This window comes from Mesorhizobium sp. M0292, assembly GCF_040321695.1.
GTDB lineage: Bacteria > Pseudomonadota > Alphaproteobacteria > Rhizobiales > Rhizobiaceae > Mesorhizobium.
The window spans coordinates 76,186-101,115 of sequence record NZ_JAMYSB010000017.1; the positions used below are offsets into that span (position 1 = coordinate 76,186).

Sequence of the window (24,930 nt, forward strand, 5' to 3'; positions counted from 1 at the left end):
ACGAGCGTGGCGAGATCACGCGTCATGGCCCAAGGTCAAAGAGATAGAGCATGATGTCGTCCGAAAACCGCTTCACACTCTTCGGCATCATGCTCTGGTGAGGTGTCCATGAACTGCTCGGGCTGCGGTTTCGAGATCGAGGGCGGTTACGCCTTCTGTCCGAAGTGTGGCCGCCGCCAGCCCGTGCCATGCGCCAGTTGCGGCTACGCCTGCGCACCTGATTTCGAATTCTGTCCTAAATGTGGGGCAAGCGTCGGTGCGTCCGCAAAAGCTGCCGAACGGCCTGCTCCGACACCAAGCCGCACCATTGCGCAGCCCTCTCGAGCTCCGTCGCCGAACATCGAAAGCGAAGAGGGGCCGCATTCCGTCTCCGACGCCGATCGACGAACGGTAACGGTGCTGTTCGCCGATCTCTGCGGCTTCACGACACTCAGCGAGCAGCTCGACCCCGAGGTCATGCAGGCGCTGCAGAACGAACTGTTCAAGGAATTGACGGCGGCCGTGCAAGGCTTTGGTGGTTTCGTCGACAAATTCATCGGCGACGCTCTGCTCGCCTTGTTCGGTGCGCCGGTCGCGCATGAGGACGATCCGGAACGTGCGCTTCGAGCCGCTCTCGACATGATCGCCCGGACGGCGCGGCTCGGTGAAAGCACCCGCCACTCCGGCTCGCCGCTGCTGCTCCACATAGGCATAAACACGGGTCCGGTCGTTACTGGCGGATTGGGCATCGGCACCGCCAAATCCTATTCGGTGACCGGCGACACGGTGAATACGGCGCAACGCCTGCAATCGCTGGCTGCACCGGGTGAGGTGCTGGTGGGCGAACTCACGCACAGGCTGACCCGGCATGCCTTCTCGTACGAGTCGCTGGGCGATGTCGTGTTTCGCGGCAAGGCTGGCAGTGTGCTCGTCCACCGACTGGATGCACCGCTTGCGGCGCCGCGTGCAGCGCGCGGGCTCGAGGCGCTCGGCCTCAGTGCGCCCATAATAGGTCGTGATGCGGAGCTCAACAGAATGCTGGCGAGCCTTGACTTGGCGTGCGGCGGCTCGGCCCAGCTTGTCCGCATCGTCGGCGAAGCCGGTATCGGGAAGTCGCGGTTGGTGAAGGAGTTCGTCGCCCGCGTCGGCGACGAGGATCGTTTTCGCAACGTCGCCGTGCGGCAGGCCACGTGCTCACCGCTGGGTGAACAATCATTTGGCGCCTTGGGTGCAGTGGTGCGCAGCGCTGCCGGGATGATGCAAAACGACAATGGGGACGAAATGCGGGGCAAGCTCGCAGCCTTGCTTGCCGATCTCGGCCTGCAGGGCGAGGAGGCGAAGCGGCTGATGCCTTTGCTCTACCATGTGCTTGGCCTCGGCGACCCCCATGCCACCTTGCAGCATGTCGAGCCCGAGCAGCTGCGGCGGCAAATTCTCTACGCGGTCCGCACAATCATGGAATGGCGGCTTGCGTTGTCGCCGCTGTTGATTGTCGTCGAAGACCTGCACTGGGCCGACTCCGTCTCGCTCGAGGCACTGCGTTTCGTGATGGACAGACTGGAACGCACGCGGCTGATGTTGCTGGTCACGCATCGTCCGGCGTCGGACAACGACCAACTCGACTCAAGTCGGGTCAGCCACACAGCGCTCAGGCTTTCGCCGCTCGACAGCGATGACGGACGCCGCCTGGTGGCGGCGCTTTTCGGCGATAACTGGGTAAACGCCGCAAGAGGGCTTCTCGACCAGATCCTCGAGCGCGCGGGCGGCAACCCGCTTTTCTTGGAGGAGATCGTTCGCGGCCTTATCGATCGCGGTGTATTGGTGCGCGAGGGCCAGCAATGGCGGACCGTGGCAGGCGAAGTCGCAACCGGCATCCCCGCCACGATCCAGGCAATGTTGCTTGCTCGCGTCGACCGGCTGCCGCAAGGGGTGCGCCGGTTGGCCCAGGAAGCCGCGGTAATCGGCCCGCGCTTCGATGCCACGCTTCTGAAAGCCGTGGCAGCCGACCCCGGCCGACTGGAAGCGGGCTGCGAACTGCTTTGCGATGCGGAAATCATCGAGGAAGTTGCCGGATCAGGCTCGGTCTCGTCGCAAAGCTACCGCTTTACACAAACATTGCTGCAGGACGTGATCTACCAGAATCTGCTCCTGCAACGCCGGACCGACATCCACGGCCGGGTAGGTGCCGCCCTGGAGCAACTGTGCGGCGACAAGCCGGAACGGTTCGAAGATCTGGCCGTGCTCGGTCACCATTTCGCTCAGAGCGCCGAGCGGGAGAGGGGCGCGCATTACCTGCAGGCGGCGGGAGATCGCGCTCGCATGATATACGCCAATGACGACGCCCTTCGTTTCTACGAGCGAGCACTGACTGCGTTGGGCGCGATCGGGCAAACACCGCTCAAACTGGCAATTGCAGAGCGCATTGCCGATTTGAGCGGCCCGGCAGGCCGCCGCGAGATTGCACACCGCCACTACGAGGCGGTGCTGCAGGCCTATCGCGAGTCAGCCGATCGTGTCGCGGCGGCGCGCGTTTTGCGCAAGATCGGTCGGCTGTTTTGGGACGTGGGCAAGCGGGACGACGCGGAATCGCGCTACGCTGAAGCGGCAGCGCTCCTCGATGGAGCGGATGCCCCGATCGAGCAGGCGCATCTCTGGCAAGAACGTGGCCGACAGGCGTTCCGCAGCGGAGATCACACTCTCGCGGCAAAATGGGCAGACGCGGCGCTGGATTGCGTACGCTCTCTGACAACGGAACATGTCTCCGATGATGCCACCCTCGTGACCGCCGAGGCACTTAATACCAAGGCTGTTGCGCTGGCTCGCCTTGGGCGAAACCATGAAGCCGTGCGTGAGGTTGAGCGCAGCATTGAATTGGCCGAAGCCGCCGGTCTGCTGGGCGCGGCCTGCCGCGGCTACACCAATCTCGGGGTGCTCTACACGACCATCGATCCGGCGAAGGCGATGGAGGTCTGTCGGCGCGGTCTTGAAGTGGCGCGCCGTATTGGCGATTTGGGTTTCCAGGCGCGCCTCCTCGCCAATCTGGCGGTAGCTTGTTGTACTTTCACGGATCGCTGTCCAACGGAGGGCGTGCCTGCTGCCGACAAGGCCATCGAGATTGACCGGGCGCTCGACCAGCGCGAGCACCTGCCAGTGCCGTTGATCGTGCTTGGGCAGATCCACCAGTGCAACGGCCATCCGGAACTGGCGATCGGCTTGTTCCACGAAGCACTGGAGGTAGCCCGCGAAACGGGCGAGCCCCAACTGCTGTTTCCGTGCTATGATGGACTCGCAACGCTTAATCTCGACCTCGACAATCTGGCCGAGGCCGAACGCTACTTTTCCCTGGCGCAGGGTATATGCGCCCAGCACGGGCTCGACCCGGAAGCGCTTGTGGTGCTGCCTTTTCTCGACTAGCCGGGATAGGGGGTTGGACATGTCCGCGCCTAGTGGATTGATACCGCTTCAACCGGGCGACCGGGCGCCGAACCTGATACTCGACGCCATTACCCAGGAAGGCAAGATTGCGCTTGACGACTTTCGCGGGCAAAAACCGGTGCTGGTCGGCCTGTTTCGAGGTCTGCATTGTGCGTTTTGCCGGCGCCACATCGCCGCTCAGGCGCGTCTCGATCCGGAGCTGCGCGAAAAGGGCGTGGAGAGCCTGACGGTGGTCAACACGCCGATCGAACGGGCGCGGCTCTATTTCCGCTACCATCCAATGCCGAACCTGCTTGCGGCGTCGGACCCGGAACGCGCTTCACATCGTGCTTTTGGACTGCCCAATCTCGAATTCACCGAGAACGAGACGAACTGGCCGTACAAGGTCGCGATGGCAGCGGCACAGGACATGCGGGTCGACATACCTGGCGAATTGCCCGGTCCCATGGATCCGATGACAGCCGCCGCAATCCTCGACAAGAAGGACCACTACGAACTGACCGAAGCCGACGAGCAGATGATGGCCACGGGACACGGACAACTGGTTGGTCAGTTCCTGCTGGACCGGCAGGGGATCGTCCGCTGGAGCTTCACGGAGGTCCCGGAGGGTGGGCGATACATGTTTGGCGCCCCAAACCCGAAGGAGCTGATGTCAGCCGTGTCGCAAGTCGCCCAATAATGAACTGACAAGTTCACCGTTTATCCGAGCACGGCCTCCACAGTGGCGACAAAGTCATCGAGCGAGCGGTCGCCGCGAATCTCGATGCGCGGAAGGTCGATGAGATCGCTATCGAGGTCCGCCGGCCCGTGCCTGCGGCCGAAGCCTACTCGATAGCCGCACTCCCTGGCCAGCCGGCCAAGCCGTCGGTCGGTGACGGAGAAGGGTGCCGCGAACGCCGTGGTTGGACGGCCGGTCCAGCGTTCGATGAACAGACGAGAGCGCAGGAGCTCGGCGGCCAGGTCAGCGCTCGACAGACCATCGATGGCGCGATGCGTCGCCATGTGGCTGCCGAAGAAGGCGCCTTCGGCAGCGAGGCGTCGCACCGTCCCGGCGCCCATAAGCGGCGTCGGCGGACCGATGTCGGTGTCCCACTTTGCACTTTCGCCCACCAGGTCCGTCACCAGGAACACTTCCGCGTTCAGGTCGTTGGCGCGCAAGATCGGCCAGGCATGGTCGGCGAAGTTCTGGAAGCCGTCATCGAAGGTGATGAGCACCGGGCGGCCGACGAAAGGCTGACGGTTGGCGATGGATGCTTCCAGCTGCTCGGAGCCAATGGCGTGAAAGCCATTGGCGCGCAGCCATCCCATCTGGCTGGCGAATGCGGCGGGCGTGAGCCGAAAGCGAGCGAGCGCGGCCGGACCTTCATCGGCAACGCCGTGATACATGAGGACAGGGATATGCCGGCGCTGCTCGTTACGTGCGACGTCGCGGCGCAAGGCTCGCGCCCCACCCCAGACGATATTTCGCGCGACGCCGATTTCGATGGGCGCGCGGATCGGCACATGATCGATCACCGGGTCCGTCGCCACATCGCCCGGCGATAGGCGGCGGAAGCGGTCTATGCGGTAGAGCTCGGTCTGGATCGATTGCTCGAGCACCAGGCCTTCGGTCGCTGCCAGCGTCTCGGAGATCGCCTGGGCACCGAATGTGTTCCAGTCGAAGCCGGTCTTTTCGACATTGTCACGCAGCACGAATGCGTGTGCGCTGATGAAACTACCGCCAGGCGCCAACGCCTCGGCAAATTTCTTGGCGATGCGCCGCAACTCGGCGAGATCGTCCAGATAGTAGAGCACCTCCGAACAGAAGATCAGATCCATCTCACCCGGCAGCGTGTCGGCAGCGAAATCGAGTACGCCGAACTCGACATTCGCCTGATTGTTGCATCGGGCGCGGGCTCGCTCGACGGCTATGGCGGAAATGTCGGTTGCGGTCAAATGGCCGACGCGAGGCGCCAGCTGCCGCGTGAAGTGGCCCTCCGCGCAGGCCAACTCGAGCGCCCGCCCGATGGGACCGGGAGGCAGGATTTCGAGCTGGCGCTCGTATTTTTCCTGCTCATAGGACGAACCGTAGTTCCACGGATCCTCGGTCGCGAAATAGCTGTTCCAGAACGCCGTGCGATCCTTGTCGTGCTTGTCCGCGACCCGTGCGCGGCGCGGCGTAACAGGCTCTGACGGTTCAGCGCTCGACCGAACCAGGTCATGCGCCTGTGCGGCCAATTGCGCGAGTTTGCCGAAGTGGCTGTCCTGATCGGGCTCGCTTCCCGCCATGGCAAACGATACCTCGGCTGCAGGCGTGTTTGACGTGGTCGCGCCGGCGCCCTTTTGCGGTCCAGGCGATCCTCCCGCAAGCCGCTCAGCAGGCACTACATCCAGGATCAATTCAATCCAATGATCGCTCGTCACCGTCCCGAGTGCACCGAACTGCACGACAGCCTCGATCCGGCCATCCAGCATCAGATGGGCATAGATCTGATCGATGCCTTCCGGCAGTTCGGTCGCGGTCGGATTGCGAGCGTCGACGCGAATTCCGAGCGTTCGCGCCAGCCTGCGCGGCGTGGCAAGATCGTCGGGTTCGAGAAGCATTTGCTCAAGCTGGTACTGGACGCGGCGAGCCGCTGCGGGATTGTCCCAGTCCTTGCCGAGTTCGATGATCAATGCGGTGGTTGCGCTGCCGAACCTCGCCCATCCGGCAGCCAATTGTGCCGGCACCGACAGGCTTCCTGCCATGAGGCCATCGAAGATTACCTTGGCAATCTCATGCGCCCACTTGCGTCCCGCCGGGAGTGCGCGCAGGGGCTGCGGGTCGACCAAGCGCGAGCCTGAGCCGCATTCGGACGCGGCGTTCCGCAACGCCAGCCAAGCAAGCGCTTCGGATGCGCTGCCGCCGTTCGCCGAACTGGAAACCAAGGGATTATGCGCCACGCCGTACTACCCGCGCCTGGTTCTGAGGGAGAACAAGTGTCCCGCAACGCGCTTACATCGCCGGTCTGGAAAAAGCAAAAGGCGCCCCGAAAGGCGCCTCTTCATCGCTTGATTCCCCTAGAGGAAACTGGAGCGGGTGAAGCGATTCGAACGCTCGACCCCAACCTTGGCAAGGTTGTGCTCTACCCCTGAGCTACACCCGCTCACACGGCCCTTTGGCCGCAAGCCGGGCCTATATGGCTGAAGAGCGCGGCGATTGCAACAGGGAAATGACGGGCTTTTTGGTCGCGCCAAATCGCTTGGCGGAACCTTGTCGGCCACGCGGGTGGTTCATCGACTTCCCGCATGACGGTCTTGTCTCGGCGGCATCATTGGCCGTAAACGGCTTTGTCGCGCGCCGATACAGGGGAAGACCACCAATGCCGAAGACCGAAGCCGAGCTTTTCGCCTTTCTTGCCGATCTCGGCATATCAGTGTCGACCGTGCGCCATCCGCCGCTCTATACGGTGGCCGATTCGCAGTCGCTGCGCGGCGAGATACCGGGCGGGCACACGAAAAATCTGTTTCTCAAGGACAAGAAGGACAATTTCTTCCTGGTCAGCGTCGGCGAGGAGGCGGTCGTCGACCTGAAGCAGATCCACACGATGATCGGCGCCGCCGGCCGGGTGTCGTTCGGCAAGCCGGAGATGCTGATGGAGCTGCTCGGTGTCATTCCGGGCGCGGTCACCGTGTTCGGGCTGATCAACGACACCGAAAGACGGGTCAAAGTGGTGCTCGACCAGGATTTGATAGCACATGCGACAGTCAACGCGCATCCGCTGACCAATGAGGCGACGACGTCGATCGCGTCCGCCGACCTCATCAGATTCGTCGAGGCAACCGGACATGATGCTGCTATCTTGAAAGTCTCGGCTTGATCGCCACATGGATGGCGAAAACTGACCTCTAGTTAAGGACGTCGCGCTGCTCCGCTGGGCGCGACCGGAAGGGCGACGACATGAGCGACAACAACAATCCGTTTGGCGGCCAATTCGGCGGCAATTCGGGCCAATACATCACTTCCGTGCAATATGGCGGCGCCGAGCCGGCCAAGTCGGCACTTGGCCCGACACCCGGCGCAGCACCTGCCGCTGGCGAGCTGATCAAGGACACCACGACCGCCACTTTCGCCGCTGACGTCATCCAGGAATCGCGCAAACAGCCGGTACTGGTCGATTTCTGGGCGCCGTGGTGCGGGCCCTGCAAGCAGCTCACGCCGCTTCTGGAAAAGGCGATCAGGGCCGCCGGCGGCAAGGTCAAGCTGGTCAAGATGAACATTGACGATCATCCCTCGATCGCCGGCCAGCTCGGCATCCAATCGATCCCGGCGGTCATCGCCTTCAAGGACGGCCAGCCTGTCGACGGCTTCATGGGCGCCATCCCCGAGAGCCAGATTGCCGAGTTCATTACCAAGGTCGGCGGCAAGGGCAATGGCGCGCCGCCCGTCGCCGAAGCACTGGCCGCGGCGGCGGAAGCGCATGCGGCGGGCGATGCGCAGACCGCAGCCGACATTTACGACGCCATCCTGGCGCAGGCGCCGGAGACGATCGAGGCGATTGCCGGGCTGGGCGAGCTTCTGTTCGAGGCCGGCGACAGCGACGGCGCCGAGGCGCTGCTGGCAACGGCGCCGGAGGCCAAGAAGAATGCGCCGGCACTTGCCGCGCTGCGTGCCAAGATGACGCTGGCTGCGGAAGCGGCAGCACTTGGCAATCCAGCTGAATTCGAGCAGCGACTGGCCGCCAATCCCGGCGACCACCAGGCGCGTTTCGACCTCGCCATGAGCCAGAACGCCAAGGGCGAGCGCCATGCGGCGGCCGACAATCTTCTGGCGATTATAAAAGCCGACCGCACGTGGAACGAGGACGGCGCCAGGGCGCAGTTGCTGAAACTGTTCGAGGCCTGGGGCATGACCGACGAGGCGACGCTGGCGGCACGGCGCAAATTGTCGTCGCTGCTGTTTTCCTGAGCCGTTTGCCGGCGAAATTACCGGCGGAACGGCTGTCGGGCCTTGCGGCCGGCGGCGGCTGCGCCAGATTAGGGCGATGCTGAAGATGCCGGGCTGCGGTGGGTCGCATGCCACGAAGCGATCGGAGGACTTAAGTGCAGGTCGGAAACGCATACTACCGGGTCGGCAAGGATCTGCCGTCGACCATCCCGGTGTTTCCGCTTGCCGGTGCGCTGCTTCTGCCCGGTGGCCGCATGCCGCTCAATATTTTCGAGCCGCGCTATCTCCAGATGGTGGATGAGGCGATCGCCGGCGCGCGGCTGATCGGCATCATCCAGCCCAGCCTCGATGGCGCGTTGCGCGCCGACGGCGAGCCGGAACTGTGCAATGTCGGCTGCGCCGGGCGCATCATCTCGATGGCCGAGAGCGGCGATGGCCGCTATCTGATTTCGCTGCAGGGCGTCTGCCGTTTCCGCATCACCAGCGAATTGCCGGTGAAGACGCCGTTCAGGCAATGCAAGCTGGCGCCGTTCCTCACCGATCTCGCCGAAGACCAGGCGGCAAGCGAGATCGACCGGCCGGCGCTGTTGAAAGCGTTTCGCGCCTATCTGCAGGCCAACGATCTCGAAGCCGATTGGGAAAGCGTCAGCCGCGCCGAGAACACCATGCTGGTCAATGCGCTGTCGATGATGGCGCCCTACGGACCGGCCGAGAAACAGGCGCTGCTGGAGGCGCCCGACCTGAAAGCCCGCGCGGAGACGCTGATCGCCATCACCGAAATGGCGCTGGCGCGCGAGAATGAGGACTTTGGTTCCAGCCTGCAATAAGGGCTGAGCCGATGGCTGAAGGGGGATCCAATGGCTGCGGATGGGCGTGACGGCAAGTCGGTCAATGTCGATCCAAAATTGCTGGAGCTGCTGGCCTGCCCGCTGACCAAGGGGCCGCTGGCCTGGGACCCGGTGCGCGGCGAGTTGATCTCGCGGCTTGCCAAGCTCGCTTATCCCGTGCGCGACGGCATCCCGATCATGCTGCCCTCGGAGGCGCGGACTATCTCGGCGGAAGACGTGCTGTCGCCGCCGCGATTGGGTGGGCCGGGCTGAAGGGCCAGGGGTGGTTCAAACGGACCTCAGCCTAAGAAGCCATTCTGTTGGCGATCCTTCGCGCCCCCCTCTGCCCTTGCCGGCATTAATGTCAAGGGCTCCCGACCGCCATGCACTTGCCTACTGAAAATTCCGCCCCTTGGGCATGACCCTTTCAGCTTTGTCCGAGAGGGTGGCAATGTCGGGCCGGGCAGCCGGCGTCATCTCTTCCAGCAGCACCGTCAGCCACGGCGTCAAATCCTCGATCTTCTCGGCGACGATGTGGATGACGTCGGATTCCGACTGCAGCTTGCCGGTGACCTTGACGAAGCGCGCGCCCATGACGATGGGCCGGAAACGGGTAAAGGTCCGCTCCCAGAAAATGACGTTGGCGACGGCCTTGTCGTCTTCCAGCGTCAGGAAGATCGCATTGCCCTTGCCGGGCCGCTGCCGCACCAGCACCAGGCCGGCGACCGAGACCCGCCTGCCGTCGCGCACCGAGCCGAGATTGGCATTGGGAATGACGCCGGCGCGGTCGAGCCGCTCGCGCAGGAAGGCGACCGGATGCGCCTTCAGCGACAGGCCGAGCGCGCGGTAGTCGTGGATGACGTGCTCGCCGAGCGGCATTGTCGGCAGTTTTGTCTCGGGCTCGAGTTCGCGCAGCCGGATCGCCGGCTGGTCGAACAGCGGCAGCCGTTCGGCGGCGCTCTTGCCATCCAGCGCGCGCACCGCCCACAAGGCTTCACGACGGTCGAGGCCGAGCGAGCGGAAGGCGTCAGCCTGCGCCAGTCTTTCGATTTCGCCGACATCGAGGCCCGAGCGCAGCCACACATCCCTGACGCTTGTATAGCCGGCGCCGCGCCGCGCGGTGAAAGCTTCCATACGCTTCTCGGCCAAGCCCTTGATCTGACGGAAGCCAAGCCGGACGGCGCACCGGGTCTTGATGACACCGCGCATTTCGGCATGGCGCGCCAGGATGCGGCCCGGATCGAATTGGGCTTTCTCCAGGGTGCAGTCCCAGTCGGAAAAATTGACGTCGACGTCGCGGATATCGACGCCATGGTCGCGCGCGTCGCGCACCAGCTGGGCCGGCTGGTAAAACCCCATCGGCTGCGAATTCAGGATCGCGGCGCAGAACACGTCGGGATAAAAGGTCTTGAACCAGCAGGAGGCATAGACGAGCAAAGCGAAGGAGGCGGCGTGGCTTTCGGGAAAGCCGTATTCGCCGAAGCCTTCGATCTGCTTGAAGCAGCGCTCGGCGAAGTCCTTGGTGTATCCCTTGCCGACCATGCCGTCGATCATGCGCTGGCGGTAATTGCCGATGGTGCCGGTGCGCTTGAAGGTGGCCATGGCGCGGCGTAGTTCGTCGGCTTCGCCGGGTTTGAAACCACCGGCGACGATTGCAATATTCATCGCCTGTTCCTGAAACAGCGGCACGCCGAGTGTCTTCTTGAGAATAGCCTCCAGCTCTGGCTTTTGATATTCAGCCGCTTCCTTGCCCTGCCGACGGCGCAGATAGGGGTGCACCATGTCGCCCTGGATCGGGCCGGGCCGCACGATCGCCACCTCGATGACCAGGTCGTAGAATTCGCGCGGGCGTAGACGCGGCAGCATCGACATCTGCGCGCGCGATTCGATCTGGAAGACGCCGAGCGTGTCGGCGCGGCAGATCATGTCGTACACGTCGTTCTCTTCCGGCGGCAGGGTGGCCAGCACATAGGGTCGGCCGTAATCATCCCGGGCCTTCGGATAATGGTCGGTGAGCAAGGTGAAGGCGCGCTTCAGGCAGGTCAGCATGCCAAGCGCCAGAATATCCACCTTCAGGATCTTCACCGCGTCGAGATCGTCCTTATCCCACTCGACCATCTTGCGCGCCTCCATCGCCGTCTTGACGATGGGGACGATCTCGTCGAGCCGGTCGCGGGTAATGACGAAGCCGCCGACATGCTGCGACAGATGCCGGGGAAAGCCCATGATCTCGTTGGCGTGGGCGATCACGTGACGGGTCGAGGTCTCGTTGCGGTCGAGGCCGCCGGCATGCGCCTCCTTCTCGCCGAGCTCCGAGGTCGACCAGCCCCAGATCGAACTGGAGAGCGCAATGCGGACATCGTCCGACAGGCCCATGGCCTTGGCCACCTCGCGCAGCGCCGAGCGGGCGCGATAGCTGATGACGGCGGCAGCCAGCGCGGTGCGCTTGGCGCTGTATTTGGAGTAGATGTACTGGATCACCTCCTCACGCCGCTCATGCTCGAAATCGACGTCGATGTCGGGCGGCTCGTTGCGCTCCTCGGAAATGAAGCGCTCGAACAACGTGTCGATGCGCTCGGGGCCGACCTCGGTGATGCCGATGCAGTAGCAGACGATCGAGTTGGCGGCCGAGCCTCTGCCCTGGCACAGAATGCCCTCATTGCGGGCGAACTGGACGATGTCGTAAACGGTCAGGAAATAGCGCGCATAATTCAGACGCTCGATCAGAGCGAGCTCCTCACTGATGCGCTGCAAGACGGAAGCGGGGACGCCCGCCGGATAGCGCGTGGCGGCCCCCTCCCTGGCCAGACGCTCTAGCTCGGCCTGCGGCCCAAGCCCTGATTGCGTCGGCTCGTCGGGATAATTGTACTGGAGGTCGCTGAGCGAGAAGGTCAGTTCGCCGGCAAAGCGCAGCGTCTCGGCCAGCGCCGGTGGATGGCGGCGGAAGAGACGGGCCATTTCCAGCGGCGGCTTCAGATGGCGCTCGGCGTTGGCCGTCAGCTCCAGCCCGACCTCGGCGACCGGCAAATTGAGGCGGATGGCGGTGAGCACATCTTGCAGCGAGCGGCGCTCGGCGCTGTGATAAAGCACGTCGTTGGTCGCCATCAGCGGCACGCCGGCGATGTCCGCCATGCCCGCCGCCTGCTCGATGCGGAAACGGTCATTGCCGCGATAATCCGGCGCCATGCCTAGCCGCAAATTAGCGCCGAAACGGTCTTTCAGTTGACGGACCAATGCCAGGGGATCGTCGGCATTCGCCGAGAGATCCGGCAGCACCGCCAGCGACAGCAGGTCGCCCCATTCGAGCAGGTCGCTGCGCTGGAGAAGGGTCGCGCCCTTCTCGTTTTCATCGCGCAAATTGGCTTGCGTCAGCATGCGGCAGAGATGGCCCCAGCCCTTGCGGTTCTGCGGATAGGCGAGAATGTCCGGCGTGCCGTCGCCGAACACCAGGCGGCAACCGGGGTGATAGGCGAGCTTCTCGACCTTGGCCTGCTGCCAGGCGCGCACGACGCCGGCCACCGTGTTGCGGTCTGCCAGTCCGATCGAGGAAAAGCCGAGGAATTTGGCCGCCACCACCAGCTCCTCCGGCTTGGAGGCGCCGCGCAGGAAGGAGAAGTTCGACTGGATGCCGAATTCCGCATAGGGGATGACGGTCAGCGCGTTCATGCGAAGACCCCATGCATGAACCAGCGCGGCGGCACCTGCGGGTTGCCATAGAGGCCTTGCCGGTAGAGCCAGTAGCGGCGGCCGTCGGCATCCTCGATCCGGAAATAGTCACGCGTCGATGTGAGCGGATCGCTTGACGTTTCACGCCACCATTCCGGCGCGATGCGTTCCGGCCCCTCGGCGCGCGCGACCCGGTAGAGCGCGCGGCGCCAGCGGAAATTCATCGGCGGACCCTCAGGCATTTCGGTGGCCGGCACCTCGATCGGCTCGGGCGAACGGAACAGCCGGATCGGCCGTTCCGGCGGGAAGATGGTTGCGCGCGGCGCGTCTTTCGAGCCCGGCTTCCTGAGCGGTGTTTTGCGTTGTGGCGCTTCCGAGAACGGGATGGTGGCAATGGCGCGCTCCGGCAGATGGCTCTCGAGGGCGACCGGTTTCAGCACCGCACTGTCGCCGAGCCTGGCGCGGATGCGGTCGGCAAAGAGTGCCATGTCGGCGCCGTAATCCTCGGTCTCGCCGGTCAAATCGGCCTGCTGCATGTCGAAGCCGGCGGCCGCCAGCACCGAAAGCCGCACCAGGTCGAAGCCGTAGCCGGCATCGATGTCCTGTTCGAGCGCGGCCAGCCGCTCATGGAACAGGCGCTGGATAAGCTTGGGTTCGCGCAACGGTCGCGAGGTACCGACAGCGATGCGGCTGACGGCGCCGTCGACGCGAAACAAAAGCAGCGCCAGCATCCTTGCGCCTTCGCCGCGGCGTTCGAGATCGGCCTTCAGCGTCACCGCCAGCAAGAGCACCAGCCGTTCGATCTCGGCGGTCAGCACGACCGGCTCGGCCAGGTGGCGTTCGACCGAAAGCGGGGCCACGGGCAGGCGCGGCGATACCGCCTCGTCGAGGCGGCCGAGCGCCTGGTCGAGCCGCAACAGCAAGGTCGCGCCGAAGCGACGGGCGAGCGGCGCGCGCGGCGCTGCCATGACCGCGCCGGCGGTCCGCAGGCCGACGCTTTCCAAGCTGGCGCGGATATCGGCCTCGATGCGCAGTGCCGCCAGCGGCAAGGGGGCGAGCAGCGCTTCCTCCTCGCCGGAGACAACGATGCGGTTGCCGCAGAAGCGCGCCGCCGCCCAGGCTGCACCCGGCGTCGCGGCCAACCCGGCGCGGACATCGAAACCCTGCTGGAAAAACCGCGCAAGGATGTCGTCCAGCATGGCGCGCTCGCCGCCGAACAGATGCGTGCAGCCGGTGACGTCGAGATAAAGGCCATCAGTACCGTCGAGCGCCACCAGCGGCGTATAGCGATCGCACCAGTCGGCGAGGCCTTCGAGCAGCCGGCGATCGGCGTCCGGATCGGCCTCGACGATGTCGATCGAGGGATGCATGGCGCGCGCATCGGCAATGCCCATGCCAGGCTTCAGATGCAGCGCCTCAGCCCGCTCGTCGAGGGCCGATATGCGCTGGGCGTTGCGGTCGCGATGGCTGATCACGAGCGGTGGGTGAGATGGCGGCAGATGATCCGAAGGCCGGGAACGCCACGACCGTCCCAGGCGCTGGCGCAGGATCCGTTCTGCCGCCAGATGCGGGAACCACAGCGACAGAATTCTCTGCCCGTTTTTCGCGGGGCTTTCTTTCTTCGAATGCGTGTTCATCGGGGTTCCACTCCAGTGTGAATTGTCCAGGCAGAGCGGTGCGGCTCTTGCCGATGCTGACGGTGAAGGCAGGGTGGCCGATCGAGCCGGCAAGCGGCCCGGCGATCGTCCGGCGCGATTTCGCTGGTGCAGCCGACACGATGAGGCGCACCGGGGCGGCGGTCGGCTCGGCTTCGCCGGCCTGGCGCAGCAGGAACACCGGCCGGCCGGCGTTTTGGGCGCGCGCGTGCAGCCGGCGCGTCGCGGTGAGGTCGAGCCGCTGCGGGCTGCCACGGATCTCGAGAATGATTGCGGCGAGCGCCGTCATCTTGGCGGCCTCCTCGGCTACCCACAGCGCATCGGTGAGTTTCGGCGCCTCGGAAAACAGCAACTGCTCCGGTGCGATACCGAACATGCCCTGCAATCCCCTGGCATAGGGAAAGCCGGCCTCGCGAAAAATCTCCGATGTGCCGATCCACAGCACGGGCAAGGGCTGGCCCTTGAGGATCAGGCTGACCAGCGACAGTACAAAGCCGGCGACGGCCCCGGCATTGCGGGTCTCAAGGCCATGGATTTCGCTCAAGGCGGCTTTCGGCAGGCCGCCGCTCAGCGCCGCATCGAGGTGCTCGACGCCGGTCGCCAGGAAAGCATTCGGCGAAGCCACGGCAAGCCCGCGCCGGATGATGGTGACATCGGCATTAGGTTCGGGCGCACCGCCGATAGCGCTGTCAGCGCGCGCACGAGGTCGCTCGCCGGCCGGCGCGGCCAGGCGCTCGGGCAGCGTTCCCTCGATCTTCGCGATCTGGCGGCGCAGGGCAAAAACAGTCTCCCGCGCCACGGCTGATGTCGCCATGACGGTCAATTTCTCTCATAATTGTTCCTGTTATGTTCTTATAGATTCCAGAGGGTGCCGAAAGAGTCAAGCGGAGTCAGAAGGAATTTATTCCTTGATCAAAGGTGGCGAGGCCAACCTTGGACTTTGGTCGCAGCCATTCGGCGCAAAGAATTGGCCAGGTACCCGTCCATTTGCCGAGTCCGGAGGGAAAGCCTATATGCCGGATCAAAGGACAAAGCATGGCCCGCATCTACAAGACCCGCACCTGGCACGATGAACTCTCGCCTTCGATCGAGGAGATCGAGTTTCTGGCGCTGGAGGCGTACGCACATCTGCCCGACGATTTTCGCAAGCTGACCGGCGAGATCGTCATCATGATCGCCGAATTCCCGACCGACGAGATCATGGACGATCTGTCGCTGGAGACGCCGTTCGACCTGCTCGGCCTGTTCGAGGGCCGCGGCATCGCCGAGCGCTGGAACCCGCAGACCGGCGAAGGCCCGAACCGCATCACCCTCTACCGCCGCGCCATCCTCGACTACTGGGCCGAGAACGAAGAGACGCTGGGCGACATCGTCACCCATGTGCTGATCCACGAGATCGGTCACCATTTCGGCCTGTCGGACGACGATATGGAAAAGCTTGAAGAGGCGGCGGAGTAAGGCTGTGCGATATTCAGGTGGCGAGCCTGCTTGTGAAATTATACAAGTTTTGATATAAAGCCTGTATGCCCACCAAGCGACTGGAGTTTCTTGGAGATTCTCTTGCCAAGCTCCGGGCTTTTCCAGAGGCGGTGCGCAAGGAAACGGGCGTTCAACTGCACAAGGTTCAACTCGGATTTGAGCCAAGCGATTGGAAGCCGATGACGACGATAGGCCTAGGCGTACGGGAAATCCGTGTCCGAGACGATGCTGGCGCGTTCCGGGTGCTTTACGTCGCCAGCATAGGTGACGCCGTCTTTGTCTTGCACGCCTTCCAGAAGAAGACGCAACAGACGGCGAAACGAGACCTGGCTCTTGCCGCATCGCGGTTCAGGCAAATTCAGTGAGACATGCTCATGGAACGTCAAAGCTTTGAAAATGTCTGGGATGCGCTGGAAGACACCCCGGCTCAGTCCGCCAACATGACTATGCGCTCCAATTTGCTGATCGCGATCGAACAGCGGGTGCGGAGTTGGGACGTTACCCAAGCCGAAGCAGCCAACCGACTCGGGATTACCCAGCCACGCCTTAGCGATCTTCTGCGGGGCAGGATCGCGAATTTTAGTCTGGACACCTTGATCAATCTGGCCACACAGGCCGGACTTACAGTGCGTCTTGATATTGCCGAGGCAGCCTAGCGCTGTCTTAGACAACAGGCTGGCAAAGCTCGGCTACCAATCACTCAGCTTCGTATCCGGCCCGTATTCCTGGCCGTCGATATCCTTCACCACCGCCTGGCCGCAGCGCATCGATTTGGTCTTCTTGTCGTAGGCGTAGGTCGGCGAGCCGTACAGGTGCCAGCCCTTGTTCAGCGCCGCGGTCACCTTGTGGCAGAAGGTTGAATCGTCGGGGGCGGACAAAAAGCGGTAAAGTCTCATGGGTCAGATCCTGTCGTGAGTTCGTCTTTTCGGGGCGGATCATGCGCCGATGGCGGCGGCCTTCGCCAGCAATTTCTCGGCCTGCGCCAGGTGCAGCCGCTCGACCATCCTGCCGTTCAAAGCAATCACGCCCTTGCCGGCATTTTCTGGCAAGGCGAAGGCATCCTTCACCGCGCGCGCCTCGGCCAGAGCTTCGGGCGCGGGCGCAAAGGCTCGGTTGGCGGTTTCGATCTGGGCGGGGTGGATCAGCGTCTTGCCATCGAACCCCATGGCAGCGTCTTCCGTGCATTCGCGCGCAAACGCGTCGAGGTCGCGAAAATCGTTGGAGACGCCGTCGAGCATGTCGATGCCGCCGGCCCGCGCCGCCAGCACCATCTGCATCAGCCAAGGCACGAGGTAGCGCCGATCAGGCGTCGCCAGAATGCCGGTTTCCTTGACCAGATCGTTCGTTCCGGCAACGAAACAAGCTAGGCGCGAGGCCGGGTCGCGGCCGAGTTCGGCAATGGCGCCGATGTTGAGCATGGCCTTGGGCGTCTCGATCATCGCCCAGAGCTTGACGCTGTCGGGGGCAAAATTGTCGTCGAGCACGTCGCCGACTTCGAGGATATCGCGCGGCGTGGCGACCTTGGACAACAGGATGCCGTCGGGCTCGAATTTTGCCGCGGCGAGCAGGTCTTCAGTGCCCCATTCGCTGGACAGCGCGTTGACGCGCACGATCATCTCGCAGCGGCGTTTCGGTCGGCTGGCGAAAATGCCGGCCAGTTTGTCCCGCGCGGCGATCTTGTCTGAGGGCGCGACGGCGTCTTCGAGGTCGATGATCACGGCATCGCAGGCCAGCGTCGCGATCTTGGCCAGCGCCTTGTCGTTGGAGGCGGGGACGTAAAGCACCGAGCGGCGCGGGCGGTAAGGTTCGCTTGTCATGGCCGATCTATGCCGCGTGGGGGCGGGTGAGGCAAGCGTCCGACCGGTACCTGATGACGAGCCAACCGCGAAAGCGTGCACTGCCCCGCCCGTCCCGCAGCAGTTGCGGAAGGGGGGCCTTTCCTCTCCCCCGTCGATCGGGGGAGAGGTGTCGAGCGAAGCTCGACGGAGCGGGGATCGACGGAGTGGATGTCGACCCTTGGGGCGCAAGGCGAGGCGATGTTTGCACCGAATGCCCTTCCTGTGTCCGTTCGCGGCGATTGCCAGGTGGTTCCCCCACTCCGTCTCGGCTTCGCCGAGCCACCTCTCCCCCCCTCCGGAGGGAGAGGAAAGGAGCCTGGCTGGGACAGCGCCAACGTCCGGAAAGATGGCGGGCAGCGCCCCGGCCGTAAGCGCAGGTCCTGCACGAAAACTGCACATCCCTGCGGAAAACCTCCTCCGCTCCGCCCCGCCGTTTCCATGCGAGCCCGCGACAACAGCGGCATGCAACAGCGAAACGCTCACCGTTGGTCCCTGCCCTATCGCCTGCGCAGCGAAAGCTGGTGGTTGGTGGATCCGCCCCGGACGGAGGCCCGCCCTTACCTGGAAGCGAGCCTGCTCCCTTTTATCCGCCCACCGGCCGAGCGGACCAAGCCCGTCAGGAAAATCCGCGCATGACATCGTTTGCAAGCTTTTCCAGCCGCTTTGGCATCGCCGTCCTGCTCGTCGCCCTGGCGGATTTTTTCTTCTATGGCCAGCCCGCCGGGATCACTGTCCTGCTGTTTGCCATCCTGATCGCCGGCGCGGTGGTCGCTGTGCATCCTGCCGCGCTGAATTCCACCCGACCCTTGCTCAAGCCGGCCGCTTTGTTCGTCGCGCTGCTGCCGCTGGCCGAGAACGTCAGCCCGCTGTCGGTGGCGATAGCTGTCGTGGCGCTGGTGGTGTTTGCGCTGTCCCTGTCCGGGCGGCTACGGCACGGCATCGCCCGCATTGCCGGCCAGGTCGCGCTGTTCCTGCTGGCGGCGCCGCTGCGCCTTATCCGTGACTTTTTCCACTGGCGCCGCACGGTGCGCCGGCTTGGCGGCCGCCGCATCCGCCTGGCGTCCATCATCGTCTGGGTCATGCCGGTGACGCTGGGCGCGGTGTTCCTGTTCTTGTTCGGCGCCGCCAATCCGGTGATCGAATACTGGCTGTCGCTGATCGACCTGATGAAGCTGCTCGATCTCATCCAACTGGCGCGGATCGTCTTCTGGCTGTTCGTGATCGCCGGCGTCTGGGCTTTCCTGCGGCCTCGCCTGCCGCGTTTCCCGCGCCGCCTTCCACCTTTGACGCCGCCTGCAGCCGTGGCCGCACCGGCCGCGACTAAACCAGCGACAACGATCGAGGCCGTCGTCTTCGGCAAGGCCGCGGTCCTGCGCGCGCTGATCGTCTTCAACGCCTTGTTTGCGCTGCAGACCGGGCTCGACGCAGCCTATCTCTGGGGTGGGGTCGCCCTGCCGGACGGGTTGAGCTATGCCGCCTATGCGCATCGCGGTGCCTATCCGCTGATCGCCACGGCGCTGCTGGCCGCCGGCTTCGTGCTGGCGGCGCTGCGGCCGGGCAGCGAAACCTCAGGCGATCCGCTGATCCGCCGGCTGGTCTATGCCTGGGTGGCGCAGAACATCGTGCTGGTCATCTCGTCGATTCTCAGGCTCGATCTCTATATCGGCGTCTATGCACTGACCTACTGGCGCATCGCCGCCTTCGTCTGGATGGGGTTGGTGGCGTCAGGGCTTGCACTGATCATTGTCCGCATCGCGCTTGGAAAATCCAACGAATGGCTGCTCTCCGCCAATCTTGCGACGCTATCGGCGACGCTTTATGCCTGCTGCTTCATCAACTTCGCCGCAACGATCGCCAATTTCAATGTCGACCATTCCCTTGAAGTGACCGGCGACGGCACGCCTATCGATACGGAATATCTGCGCTCGCTCGGCGCTGCCGCCATGCCGGCGCTGGACCGCCTCTACATGCACCAATTCGGAAACCAAACCACCTATCTGGCCGACCAAATGATGATCGACGACACTATCGCCGAGCAGAAGCAGTGGCGCGCCTGGAGCTTTCGCGGCTGGAGGCTCGTGCAGGTTCTCGACAAGAGAGGTCCGCTCGTGCTTCCTCCACCTACCCAGCCCTCGCAACCTTCAGTGCCGGACCGTTAGATCCATGCCGCATCAGATCCTGGTCGCCGACGACGATCCGCACATACGCGAGGTCATCTGCTTTGCGCTGGAAAAGGCCGGGATGAAGACGCAGGCCGTGTCCGACGGCGCCGCGGCCCTGCAGGCGATCGAGCGCCGCGTGCCCGACCTCGTCGTGCTCGACATCGGCATGCCGGAGATGGACGGGCTGGAAGTCTGCCGGCGGCTGAGGCAGCGCTCCGACGTGCCGGTTCTGTTCCTGTCCGCGCGCGACGAGGAAATCGACCGCATCCTCGGGCTCGAAATGGGCGGCGACGACTACGTGACGAAACCGTTCAGCCCGCGCGAACTGGTGGCGCGCGTGAACGTCATCCTGCGCCGCGCCCGCCCGGTGGCGCCCGACCCGGTCGACGACAAGAACTTCGCGCATGGCAAGCTCAGCCTGGTGCCGGCCAGCCACGGCGCCAGTTTCGACGGCAAGGCGCTGGCGCTGACGGCGATCGAATTCTCGATCCTGAAAGGATTTCTGGCGCGGCCGGCGCATGTGCTGGGGCGCGACCTGGTGGTCGCTAGCGCCTATGCCGCCAACATCCATGTCGCCGACCGTACCGTCGATAGCCACATCCGCAACATCCGCGCCAAGCTGGCGGCGGCAGGCTGTCTCGACGCCATCGAAACCGTGCATGGCGTCGGTTTCCGGCTTGGCCGATGCGGCGCCTGAGCGACGCCAAATGGATCGGCACCAAATGGCGGCCAAGGCTGGCCACGGTGGTCCTCGCCATCCTCATCATGGTGCTGGCGCTGCCGCTGGTCGGCTTGTTCTTCTTCCGGCTTTATGAAAACCAGCTGATCCGCCAGACCGAGGGCGAGTTGATCGCGCAAGGCGCCGTCATCGCCGCCATCTATGCGCAGAATATCAGTGACGCCGCCATTGCCCCGGAGAAGCTTGGGGTGCCGATGCAGGCTGACAGCGGCGAAGCCAGCCGCGGCGACGACACGCCTTACCAGCCGATCGAGCCTACCCTCGATCTCGCCTCCGACTATTTGCTGCCGACCCGGCCCGCCGGCGTCGCTGCCGCCACCGATCCGGCCTTTGCAGCGATCGGCGCGCGGCTGTCGGGCATTCTCGACACCACGCAGAAAACCACCCTGGCCGGCTTCCGGCTGCTTGACCCGCATGGCGTCGTCATTGCCGGGCGCGACGAGGTCGGCCTGTCGCTGGCCCTTGTAGAGGAGGTGCGCACCGCCCTTACCGGCCACTATGCCAGCGCGCTCAGGCAACGAATTCCCGACCAGCCGCCGCCGCCGCTCTATTCGGTCAGCCGGGGCACCAAGGTCCGCGTCTTCGTCGCCATGCCGATCGCGGTCGACGGCCATGTCGCCGGCGTGATCTACCTGTCTCGAACGCCGAACAACATCGTCAAGCATCTCTATGGCGAACGCGGCAAGGTGACGCTGGCGGCCATCGCCATGCTGTTCGGCACGCTGCTGATCGCGCTGGTCTTCCTGCGCACCGTCAGCCGGCCGCTCTACGCGCTGATGGAGCGCACGAGGCGCATCGCCGCCGGCGACCGCGACGCGATCCGGCCGCTCGACCATCACGGCACGCGCGAAATGGCCGAGCTGTCCGCCGCCTTCCTCGACATGGCCGAAAAGCTGCAGGCGCGCTCCGACTCGATCCAGACCTTTGCCACCCATGTCTCGCACGAGCTCAAATCGCCGCTGACGGCGATCCAGGGCGCGGCCGAACTCTTGCGCGATTCCGTCGAGGCGATGGACGCGGCAGAGCGCAAGCGGTTTTCCGGCAACATCGTCAACGATGCCGGAAGGCTCAATCTGCTGGTACGGCGCCTGCTCGATCTGGCGCGCGCGGAAAACCTGGCGCCGAGCGGCGAAAGCACATCGCTCGATGCGGCGCTGGCATTGCTGCCGGTGGACGGCAGGCTGGCTGTGACCATCGAGACGGGCGGCGAAACCGGTCTGCGCATCTCGGCCGAGAATGCGGCGATCGTGCTTGCCAACCTGATCGACAATTCCGCCAGGCACGGCGCGACCCAGGTTTTGCTGGCGGCTGCCAGCGCCGACGGCAAAGTGACGATTGCGATCAGCGATGATGGCGCCGGCATTTCGCCGAGCAACAGGGCGCGCATTTTCGAGCCGTTTTTCACCACGCGGCGCGAGTCCGGCGGCACCGGCCTGGGCCTCGGCATCGTGCTGGCCCTCCTGAAAGCGCATGATGGCACGATCGCGCTGGTTGACTCCGGGCGCGGCACGCGCTTCGAGATTTCCTTGCCAGCCGCGTGAGGGCTGGTGGATCGGAGAACAAAGTGCGCTACGACATCGTCATCATCGGCGGAGCCATCGTCGGCTCCTCGGTCGCCTACTACCTTCGCGAGGAAGGCTTTTCCGGCTCCATCGCGCTGATCGAACGCGACCCGCAATTCGCCCATGCGGCAACGACGCTGTCCATGGCCTCGATCCGTCAGCAATTCTCGATTCCGGAAAATATCCGGCTGTCGCAGTTCACGCTCAACCTGTTCCGGCGGCTGAAGGAGACCTTCGGCACCGACGCCGATATCGGTTTTCGCGAAGGCGGCTATCTCATCCTGGCCGGCGACGCCGGGTTGCCGATCCTGAAAGCCAACCACGAGGCGCAGGTCGCCGAGGGCGCCGACATTCTGCTCGAGGACGCCGACCAGCTGGCAAAGCGCTTTTCATGGCTGTCGACCGAAGGCATCAGCGCCGGCGCCTTCGGCCGTACCGGCGAGGGCTGGTTCGACGCTCATGCCATGTTGACGCTGTTTCGCAAGGCATTGCGTGACAGACAAATAGATTTCATCGCCGCCGACGTCACCGGCATTGAGAGGCAGGGCAACCGCGCCACCGGAGTGGACCTCGACAATGGCGAAAGACTGCAAGCCGGCATCGTCGTCAACGCCGCCGGGCCGAATGCCGGCAAGGTGGCCGGCATGGCGGGGCTCGTGCTGCCCGTCGAGCCGCGCAAGCGCAACGTTTTCGTCTTCGAGGCGCGGGAAAAATACGTCGACATGCCGCTGCTGGTCGACCCATCCGGCATCTATGTCCGGCCTGAAGGCTCGGTCTATCTCACCGGCGGCGCCGAACCGGAGGAGGGCGATGGCCCCGCCGACCCCAGGGATTTCGACGTCGACTGGCCGCTGTTCGAAGAGGTGATCTGGCCCGTGCTGGCAACCCGTATCCCTGCCTTCGAGGCGATCAAGCCGACACGCGCCTGGGCCGGCCACTACGACTACAACACGCTCGACCAGAATGCGGTGATCGGCCCGCATCCCGAGGTCGGCAATTTCATCTTCGCCAACGGATTTTCAGGCCACGGCCTGCAGCAGGCGCCGGCCGTCGGCAAGGCGCTGGCGGAGTTGTTGGTGCATGGCGGGTATCGGACGGTGGATTGCTCGGCGTTTGGGTACGCCAGAGTGGCTGAGGGAAGGGCGTTCCGGGAATTGAATGTGATTTGAGGCGGCAAAAGCTCACTGTCGAGTTCCCGCCCACCCCCCTCTGCCCTGCCGGGCATCTCCCCCGCAAGGGGGGAGATTGGCAGCTTCGGCGAAGGCGCCATTCTTGCAACGTCGGCGATTGGCGAAAGCGGTCGCGGCATCTGATCTCCCCCCTTGCGGGGGAGATGGTCGGCAGGCCAGAGGGGGGTGCTGTCCCGCGAGAGTCTAAGCAACCATCGCACTGACAGCCATCGCGTTGCCCAGTGCATGCCCGGCGGCCGTGTTGTCGAAAATGCCCCAGACCTCGGCACCGGAAGCGGCCGCTGCTTCCACTTGCCGCGCAAACCGGTCTAGCGTTTCGGCATCGTAACCCGAATAGTAGATGCGCGGCGCGCCGTGCCAGCGGAAATAGGCAAGGCCGGGCGAGCCACCCGGCCCTGCTGCCTCCGGAACCGAAGCCGGGTCGGCGGCGACCCGTGCGACCTGGTGACCGGCGAGCAGTGCGTCCGCCTCGGCACCGAACCAGCTGGGATGGCGCGGCTCGCATGCCAGCCTTGCCAGGCTACGCCTGCCCAACATGTCGAAGAAGCCGCCGGCGACCTCCGGCTCGAAGGGCAGGCTTGGCGGCAGCTGCACCAGAAGCACGCTCAGCTTTTCGCCGAGACCTTCGACCTGCCCGAGAAAGTCCTCTGTCAGCCCCTCGCAATCGGCGAGGCGATGCTCATGGGTCATGCTCTTCGGTGCCTTGACCGCGAAGCGGAAGTGCTCCGGCACGGCGTGCGCCCAGCGCTCATAGGTCTCGCGGCGGTGCGGTTTGTAGAAGGAGGTGTCGATTTCCACGACCGGAAAGCATTTTGCGTAACGTTCGAGATGCGACCCGGGCTGCGGAAAGTCAGCCTTGTATCGAGACGGAATTCCCCATCCGGCGGTGCCTATCAGAGATCGGCGATTTCCCATGCTGCGGATTTGGACCGGATGAAGCGCGGGTCAAGGGCGACAAGGAGGCGTTGCTCCGCGGGGTCCTGAACACCGTTCCGCATTGCCCGAGAACCTTGCCCGCCGCCCGGTCCCTATCGGCGATTGCTTCTGACGCGACGTCAGCCCTTGCGTGAGAACCAGAACGCGTCGGGCATGCGCTTCATGCCGATACGCTCATAGAAGCCGACGGCGTCAGGCATCGAGATCAGGCTGATGGCGACCGAAGGCCCAAGCTGCCGGCGGGCCTCGTCCATCAGGCCCTTGCCGATGCCGACGCCTTGCGCCGATTGCGACACGGCGAGCTCTGAGACGTAGCACACCCAGGAAAAATCGGTGATGGCCCTGATAACGCCGATCAGCGGCCTGCCTTCGATGTCGAGCCGCGCCGTGAGCACCAGGTTCGCGCCCGAAAGCATCGCCTGCAGCCGGGCGTCGTCATCGACGGGGCGTGTTTCGCCGAGCGTGGATTCGACCAGCACGCGGCGGAACTCGGCGACGTCGAGCTCAGGCTCCCTGGCATAGATAATCTTCGATTGTGCGGTCATGGGCGCAAGGT

General features: G+C 64.3%; 21 protein-coding genes and 1 tRNA gene. 13 read left to right on the top strand and 9 right to left on the bottom strand.

The features are described 5' to 3' along the window. Positions 1–108 precede the first annotated feature (108 nt). Positions 109–3,393: an adenylate/guanylate cyclase domain-containing protein gene (locus tag NKI96_RS23395; protein ID WP_023822320.1), complete on the top strand. Its 3,285-nt coding sequence runs from the start codon at positions 109–111 to the stop codon at positions 3,391–3,393. Positions 3,394–3,412: 19 nt separating this feature from the next. Continuing rightward, positions 3,413–4,093, top strand: a complete 681-nt coding sequence (locus NKI96_RS23400; RefSeq protein ID WP_023672127.1) for a redoxin domain-containing protein — start codon at positions 3,413–3,415, stop codon at positions 4,091–4,093. Positions 4,094–4,113: 20 nt separating this feature from the next. On the opposite strand, the gene NKI96_RS23405 is transcribed toward NKI96_RS23400, so the two are convergent. Both NKI96_RS23405 and NKI96_RS23410 read right to left on the bottom strand, forming a co-directional pair. Beyond that, the gene (locus tag NKI96_RS23405) at positions 4,114–6,141 is read right to left on the bottom strand and encodes an SAM-dependent methyltransferase (protein ID WP_352806402.1); all 2,028 of its coding nucleotides are present in this window, start codon (positions 6,139–6,141) and stop codon (positions 4,114–4,116) included. 323 nt (positions 6,142–6,464) lie between these two features. After that, positions 6,465–6,539 (bottom strand) — tRNA-Gly (locus NKI96_RS23410). A 216-nt stretch (positions 6,540–6,755) separates the two neighbouring features. Between NKI96_RS23410 and NKI96_RS23415 the strand changes: the two genes are divergently transcribed. The 4 genes from NKI96_RS23415 (at position 6,756) to NKI96_RS23430 (ending at position 9,420) form a co-directional block, all read left to right on the top strand. Then, positions 6,756–7,253: a prolyl-tRNA synthetase associated domain-containing protein gene (locus NKI96_RS23415; protein ID WP_023672125.1), complete on the top strand. Its 498-nt coding sequence runs from the start codon at positions 6,756–6,758 to the stop codon at positions 7,251–7,253. An 80-nt stretch (positions 7,254–7,333) separates the two neighbouring features. Then, positions 7,334–8,341 (top strand): thioredoxin, encoded by a 1,008-nt coding sequence (gene trxA, locus NKI96_RS23420; RefSeq protein ID WP_352806405.1) that lies wholly within the window; start codon positions 7,334–7,336, stop codon positions 8,339–8,341. A gap of 134 nt (positions 8,342–8,475) precedes the next feature. Beyond that, on the top strand, positions 8,476–9,147 hold the full coding sequence (locus tag NKI96_RS23425; RefSeq protein WP_352806408.1) for an LON peptidase substrate-binding domain-containing protein: 672 nt from the start codon (positions 8,476–8,478) through the stop codon (positions 9,145–9,147). 30 nt (positions 9,148–9,177) lie between these two features. After that, positions 9,178–9,420 (top strand): Trm112 family protein, encoded by a 243-nt coding sequence (locus NKI96_RS23430; protein WP_023672122.1) that lies wholly within the window; start codon positions 9,178–9,180, stop codon positions 9,418–9,420. Between the two features lie 120 nt (positions 9,421–9,540). Here NKI96_RS23430 and NKI96_RS23435 read toward each other — a convergent pair whose 3' ends face one another. The 3 genes from NKI96_RS23435 to NKI96_RS23445 are packed head-to-tail and all read right to left on the bottom strand — an operon-like array spanning position 9,541 to position 15,282. After that, complete coding sequence (locus NKI96_RS23435) at positions 9,541–12,813, bottom strand: error-prone DNA polymerase (RefSeq protein WP_352806411.1); 3,273 nt, start codon at positions 12,811–12,813, stop codon at positions 9,541–9,543. Next, positions 12,810–14,288, bottom strand: coding sequence for a DUF6504 family protein (locus NKI96_RS23440; RefSeq protein ID WP_023726695.1), 1,479 nt, complete (start codon positions 14,286–14,288; stop codon positions 12,810–12,812). The genes NKI96_RS23435 and NKI96_RS23440 overlap by 4 nt, the downstream gene beginning before the upstream one ends. After that, positions 14,230–15,282 (bottom strand): ImuA family protein, encoded by a 1,053-nt coding sequence (locus NKI96_RS23445; protein WP_023694564.1) that lies wholly within the window; start codon positions 15,280–15,282, stop codon positions 14,230–14,232. The genes NKI96_RS23440 and NKI96_RS23445 overlap by 59 nt, the downstream gene beginning before the upstream one ends. Before the next feature lie 221 nt (positions 15,283–15,503). Between NKI96_RS23445 and NKI96_RS23450 the strand changes: the two genes are divergently transcribed. The 3 genes from NKI96_RS23450 (at position 15,504) to NKI96_RS23460 (ending at position 16,603) form a co-directional block, all read left to right on the top strand. Next, positions 15,504–15,926 carry a metallopeptidase family protein gene (locus tag NKI96_RS23450; protein ID WP_023673918.1) on the top strand — a complete coding sequence of 141 codons (423 nt, stop codon included), beginning with the start codon at positions 15,504–15,506 and terminating at the stop codon, positions 15,924–15,926. Positions 15,927–15,991: 65 nt separating this feature from the next. After that, the gene (locus NKI96_RS23455) at positions 15,992–16,312 is read left to right on the top strand and encodes a type II toxin-antitoxin system RelE/ParE family toxin (protein ID WP_023673919.1); all 321 of its coding nucleotides are present in this window, start codon (positions 15,992–15,994) and stop codon (positions 16,310–16,312) included. A 9-nt stretch (positions 16,313–16,321) separates the two neighbouring features. Beyond that, positions 16,322–16,603 (top strand): helix-turn-helix domain-containing protein, encoded by a 282-nt coding sequence (locus NKI96_RS23460; RefSeq protein ID WP_023673920.1) that lies wholly within the window; start codon positions 16,322–16,324, stop codon positions 16,601–16,603. Between the two features lie 33 nt (positions 16,604–16,636). On the opposite strand, the gene NKI96_RS23465 is transcribed toward NKI96_RS23460, so the two are convergent. Next, on the bottom strand, positions 16,637–16,843 hold the full coding sequence (locus tag NKI96_RS23465) for a DUF1737 domain-containing protein (protein WP_023673921.1): 207 nt from the start codon (positions 16,841–16,843) through the stop codon (positions 16,637–16,639). 39 nt (positions 16,844–16,882) lie between these two features. Further along, a complete protein-coding gene (locus NKI96_RS23470; protein WP_023694563.1) occupies positions 16,883–17,764 on the bottom strand; it encodes an HpcH/HpaI aldolase/citrate lyase family protein in 882 nt (293 codons plus the stop codon). A gap of 653 nt (positions 17,765–18,417) precedes the next feature. On the opposite strand from NKI96_RS23470, the gene NKI96_RS23475 reads away from it, so the two are divergent. The 4 genes from NKI96_RS23475 to NKI96_RS23490 are packed head-to-tail and all read left to right on the top strand — an operon-like array spanning position 18,418 to position 23,417. After that, positions 18,418–19,944 carry a DUF4153 domain-containing protein gene (locus NKI96_RS23475; RefSeq protein ID WP_352806416.1) on the top strand — a complete coding sequence of 509 codons (1,527 nt, stop codon included), beginning with the start codon at positions 18,418–18,420 and terminating at the stop codon, positions 19,942–19,944. Between the two features lie 4 nt (positions 19,945–19,948). Beyond that, positions 19,949–20,644 carry a response regulator transcription factor gene (locus NKI96_RS23480; RefSeq protein WP_023730280.1) on the top strand — a complete coding sequence of 232 codons (696 nt, stop codon included), beginning with the start codon at positions 19,949–19,951 and terminating at the stop codon, positions 20,642–20,644. Next, entirely contained in the window at positions 20,632–22,227 is a 1,596-nt protein-coding gene (locus NKI96_RS23485) for a sensor histidine kinase (RefSeq protein ID WP_023821934.1), read from the top strand. Before NKI96_RS23480 ends, NKI96_RS23485 begins: the two co-directional genes overlap by 13 nt. A 23-nt stretch (positions 22,228–22,250) precedes the next feature. Then, on the top strand, positions 22,251–23,417 hold the full coding sequence (locus NKI96_RS23490) for an NAD(P)/FAD-dependent oxidoreductase (RefSeq protein WP_023730278.1): 1,167 nt from the start codon (positions 22,251–22,253) through the stop codon (positions 23,415–23,417). A 204-nt stretch (positions 23,418–23,621) separates the two neighbouring features. Here NKI96_RS23490 and NKI96_RS23495 read toward each other — a convergent pair whose 3' ends face one another. Beyond that, positions 23,622–24,353: a DUF72 domain-containing protein gene (locus NKI96_RS23495; RefSeq protein WP_023715738.1), complete on the bottom strand. Its 732-nt coding sequence runs from the start codon at positions 24,351–24,353 to the stop codon at positions 23,622–23,624. Positions 24,354–24,493: 140 nt separating this feature from the next. Continuing rightward, positions 24,494–24,919, bottom strand: coding sequence for a GNAT family N-acetyltransferase (locus tag NKI96_RS23500; RefSeq protein ID WP_023730276.1), 426 nt, complete (start codon positions 24,917–24,919; stop codon positions 24,494–24,496). Positions 24,920–24,930 lie beyond the last annotated feature (11 nt).

Bases quoted from the DNA above. Each gene is read 5' to 3' on its own strand.
- NKI96_RS23415 (WP_023672125.1), top strand. From the start codon at position 6,756: ATGCCGAAGACCGAAGCCGAGCTTTTCGCCTTTCTTGCCGATCTCGGC.
- NKI96_RS23470 (WP_023694563.1), bottom strand. From the start codon at position 17,764: ATGACAAGCGAACCTTACCGCCCGCGCCGCTCGGTGCTTTACGTCCCC.
- NKI96_RS23460 (WP_023673920.1), top strand. From the start codon at position 16,322: ATGGAACGTCAAAGCTTTGAAAATGTCTGGGATGCGCTGGAAGACACC.
- NKI96_RS23445 (WP_023694564.1), bottom strand. From the start codon at position 15,282: ATGGCGACATCAGCCGTGGCGCGGGAGACTGTTTTTGCCCTGCGCCGC.
- NKI96_RS23395 (WP_023822320.1), top strand. From the start codon at position 109: ATGAACTGCTCGGGCTGCGGTTTCGAGATCGAGGGCGGTTACGCCTTC.
- NKI96_RS23475 (WP_352806416.1), top strand. From the start codon at position 18,418: ATGACATCGTTTGCAAGCTTTTCCAGCCGCTTTGGCATCGCCGTCCTG.
- NKI96_RS23405 (WP_352806402.1), bottom strand. From the start codon at position 6,141: ATGGCAGGAAGCCTGTCGGTGCCGGCACAATTGGCTGCCGGATGGGCG.
- NKI96_RS23500 (WP_023730276.1), bottom strand. From the start codon at position 24,919: ATGACCGCACAATCGAAGATTATCTATGCCAGGGAGCCTGAGCTCGAC.
- NKI96_RS23495 (WP_023715738.1), bottom strand. From the start codon at position 24,353: ATGGGAAATCGCCGATCTCTGATAGGCACCGCCGGATGGGGAATTCCG.
- NKI96_RS23485 (WP_023821934.1), top strand. From the start codon at position 20,632: ATGCGGCGCCTGAGCGACGCCAAATGGATCGGCACCAAATGGCGGCCA.
- NKI96_RS23450 (WP_023673918.1), top strand. From the start codon at position 15,504: ATGGCCCGCATCTACAAGACCCGCACCTGGCACGATGAACTCTCGCCT.
- NKI96_RS23435 (WP_352806411.1), bottom strand. From the start codon at position 12,813: ATGAACGCGCTGACCGTCATCCCCTATGCGGAATTCGGCATCCAGTCG.
- NKI96_RS23430 (WP_023672122.1), top strand. From the start codon at position 9,178: ATGGCTGCGGATGGGCGTGACGGCAAGTCGGTCAATGTCGATCCAAAA.
- NKI96_RS23455 (WP_023673919.1), top strand. From the start codon at position 15,992: ATGCCCACCAAGCGACTGGAGTTTCTTGGAGATTCTCTTGCCAAGCTC.
- trxA (WP_352806405.1), top strand. From the start codon at position 7,334: ATGAGCGACAACAACAATCCGTTTGGCGGCCAATTCGGCGGCAATTCG.
- NKI96_RS23400 (WP_023672127.1), top strand. From the start codon at position 3,413: ATGTCCGCGCCTAGTGGATTGATACCGCTTCAACCGGGCGACCGGGCG.
- NKI96_RS23480 (WP_023730280.1), top strand. From the start codon at position 19,949: ATGCCGCATCAGATCCTGGTCGCCGACGACGATCCGCACATACGCGAG.
- NKI96_RS23465 (WP_023673921.1), bottom strand. From the start codon at position 16,843: ATGAGACTTTACCGCTTTTTGTCCGCCCCCGACGATTCAACCTTCTGC.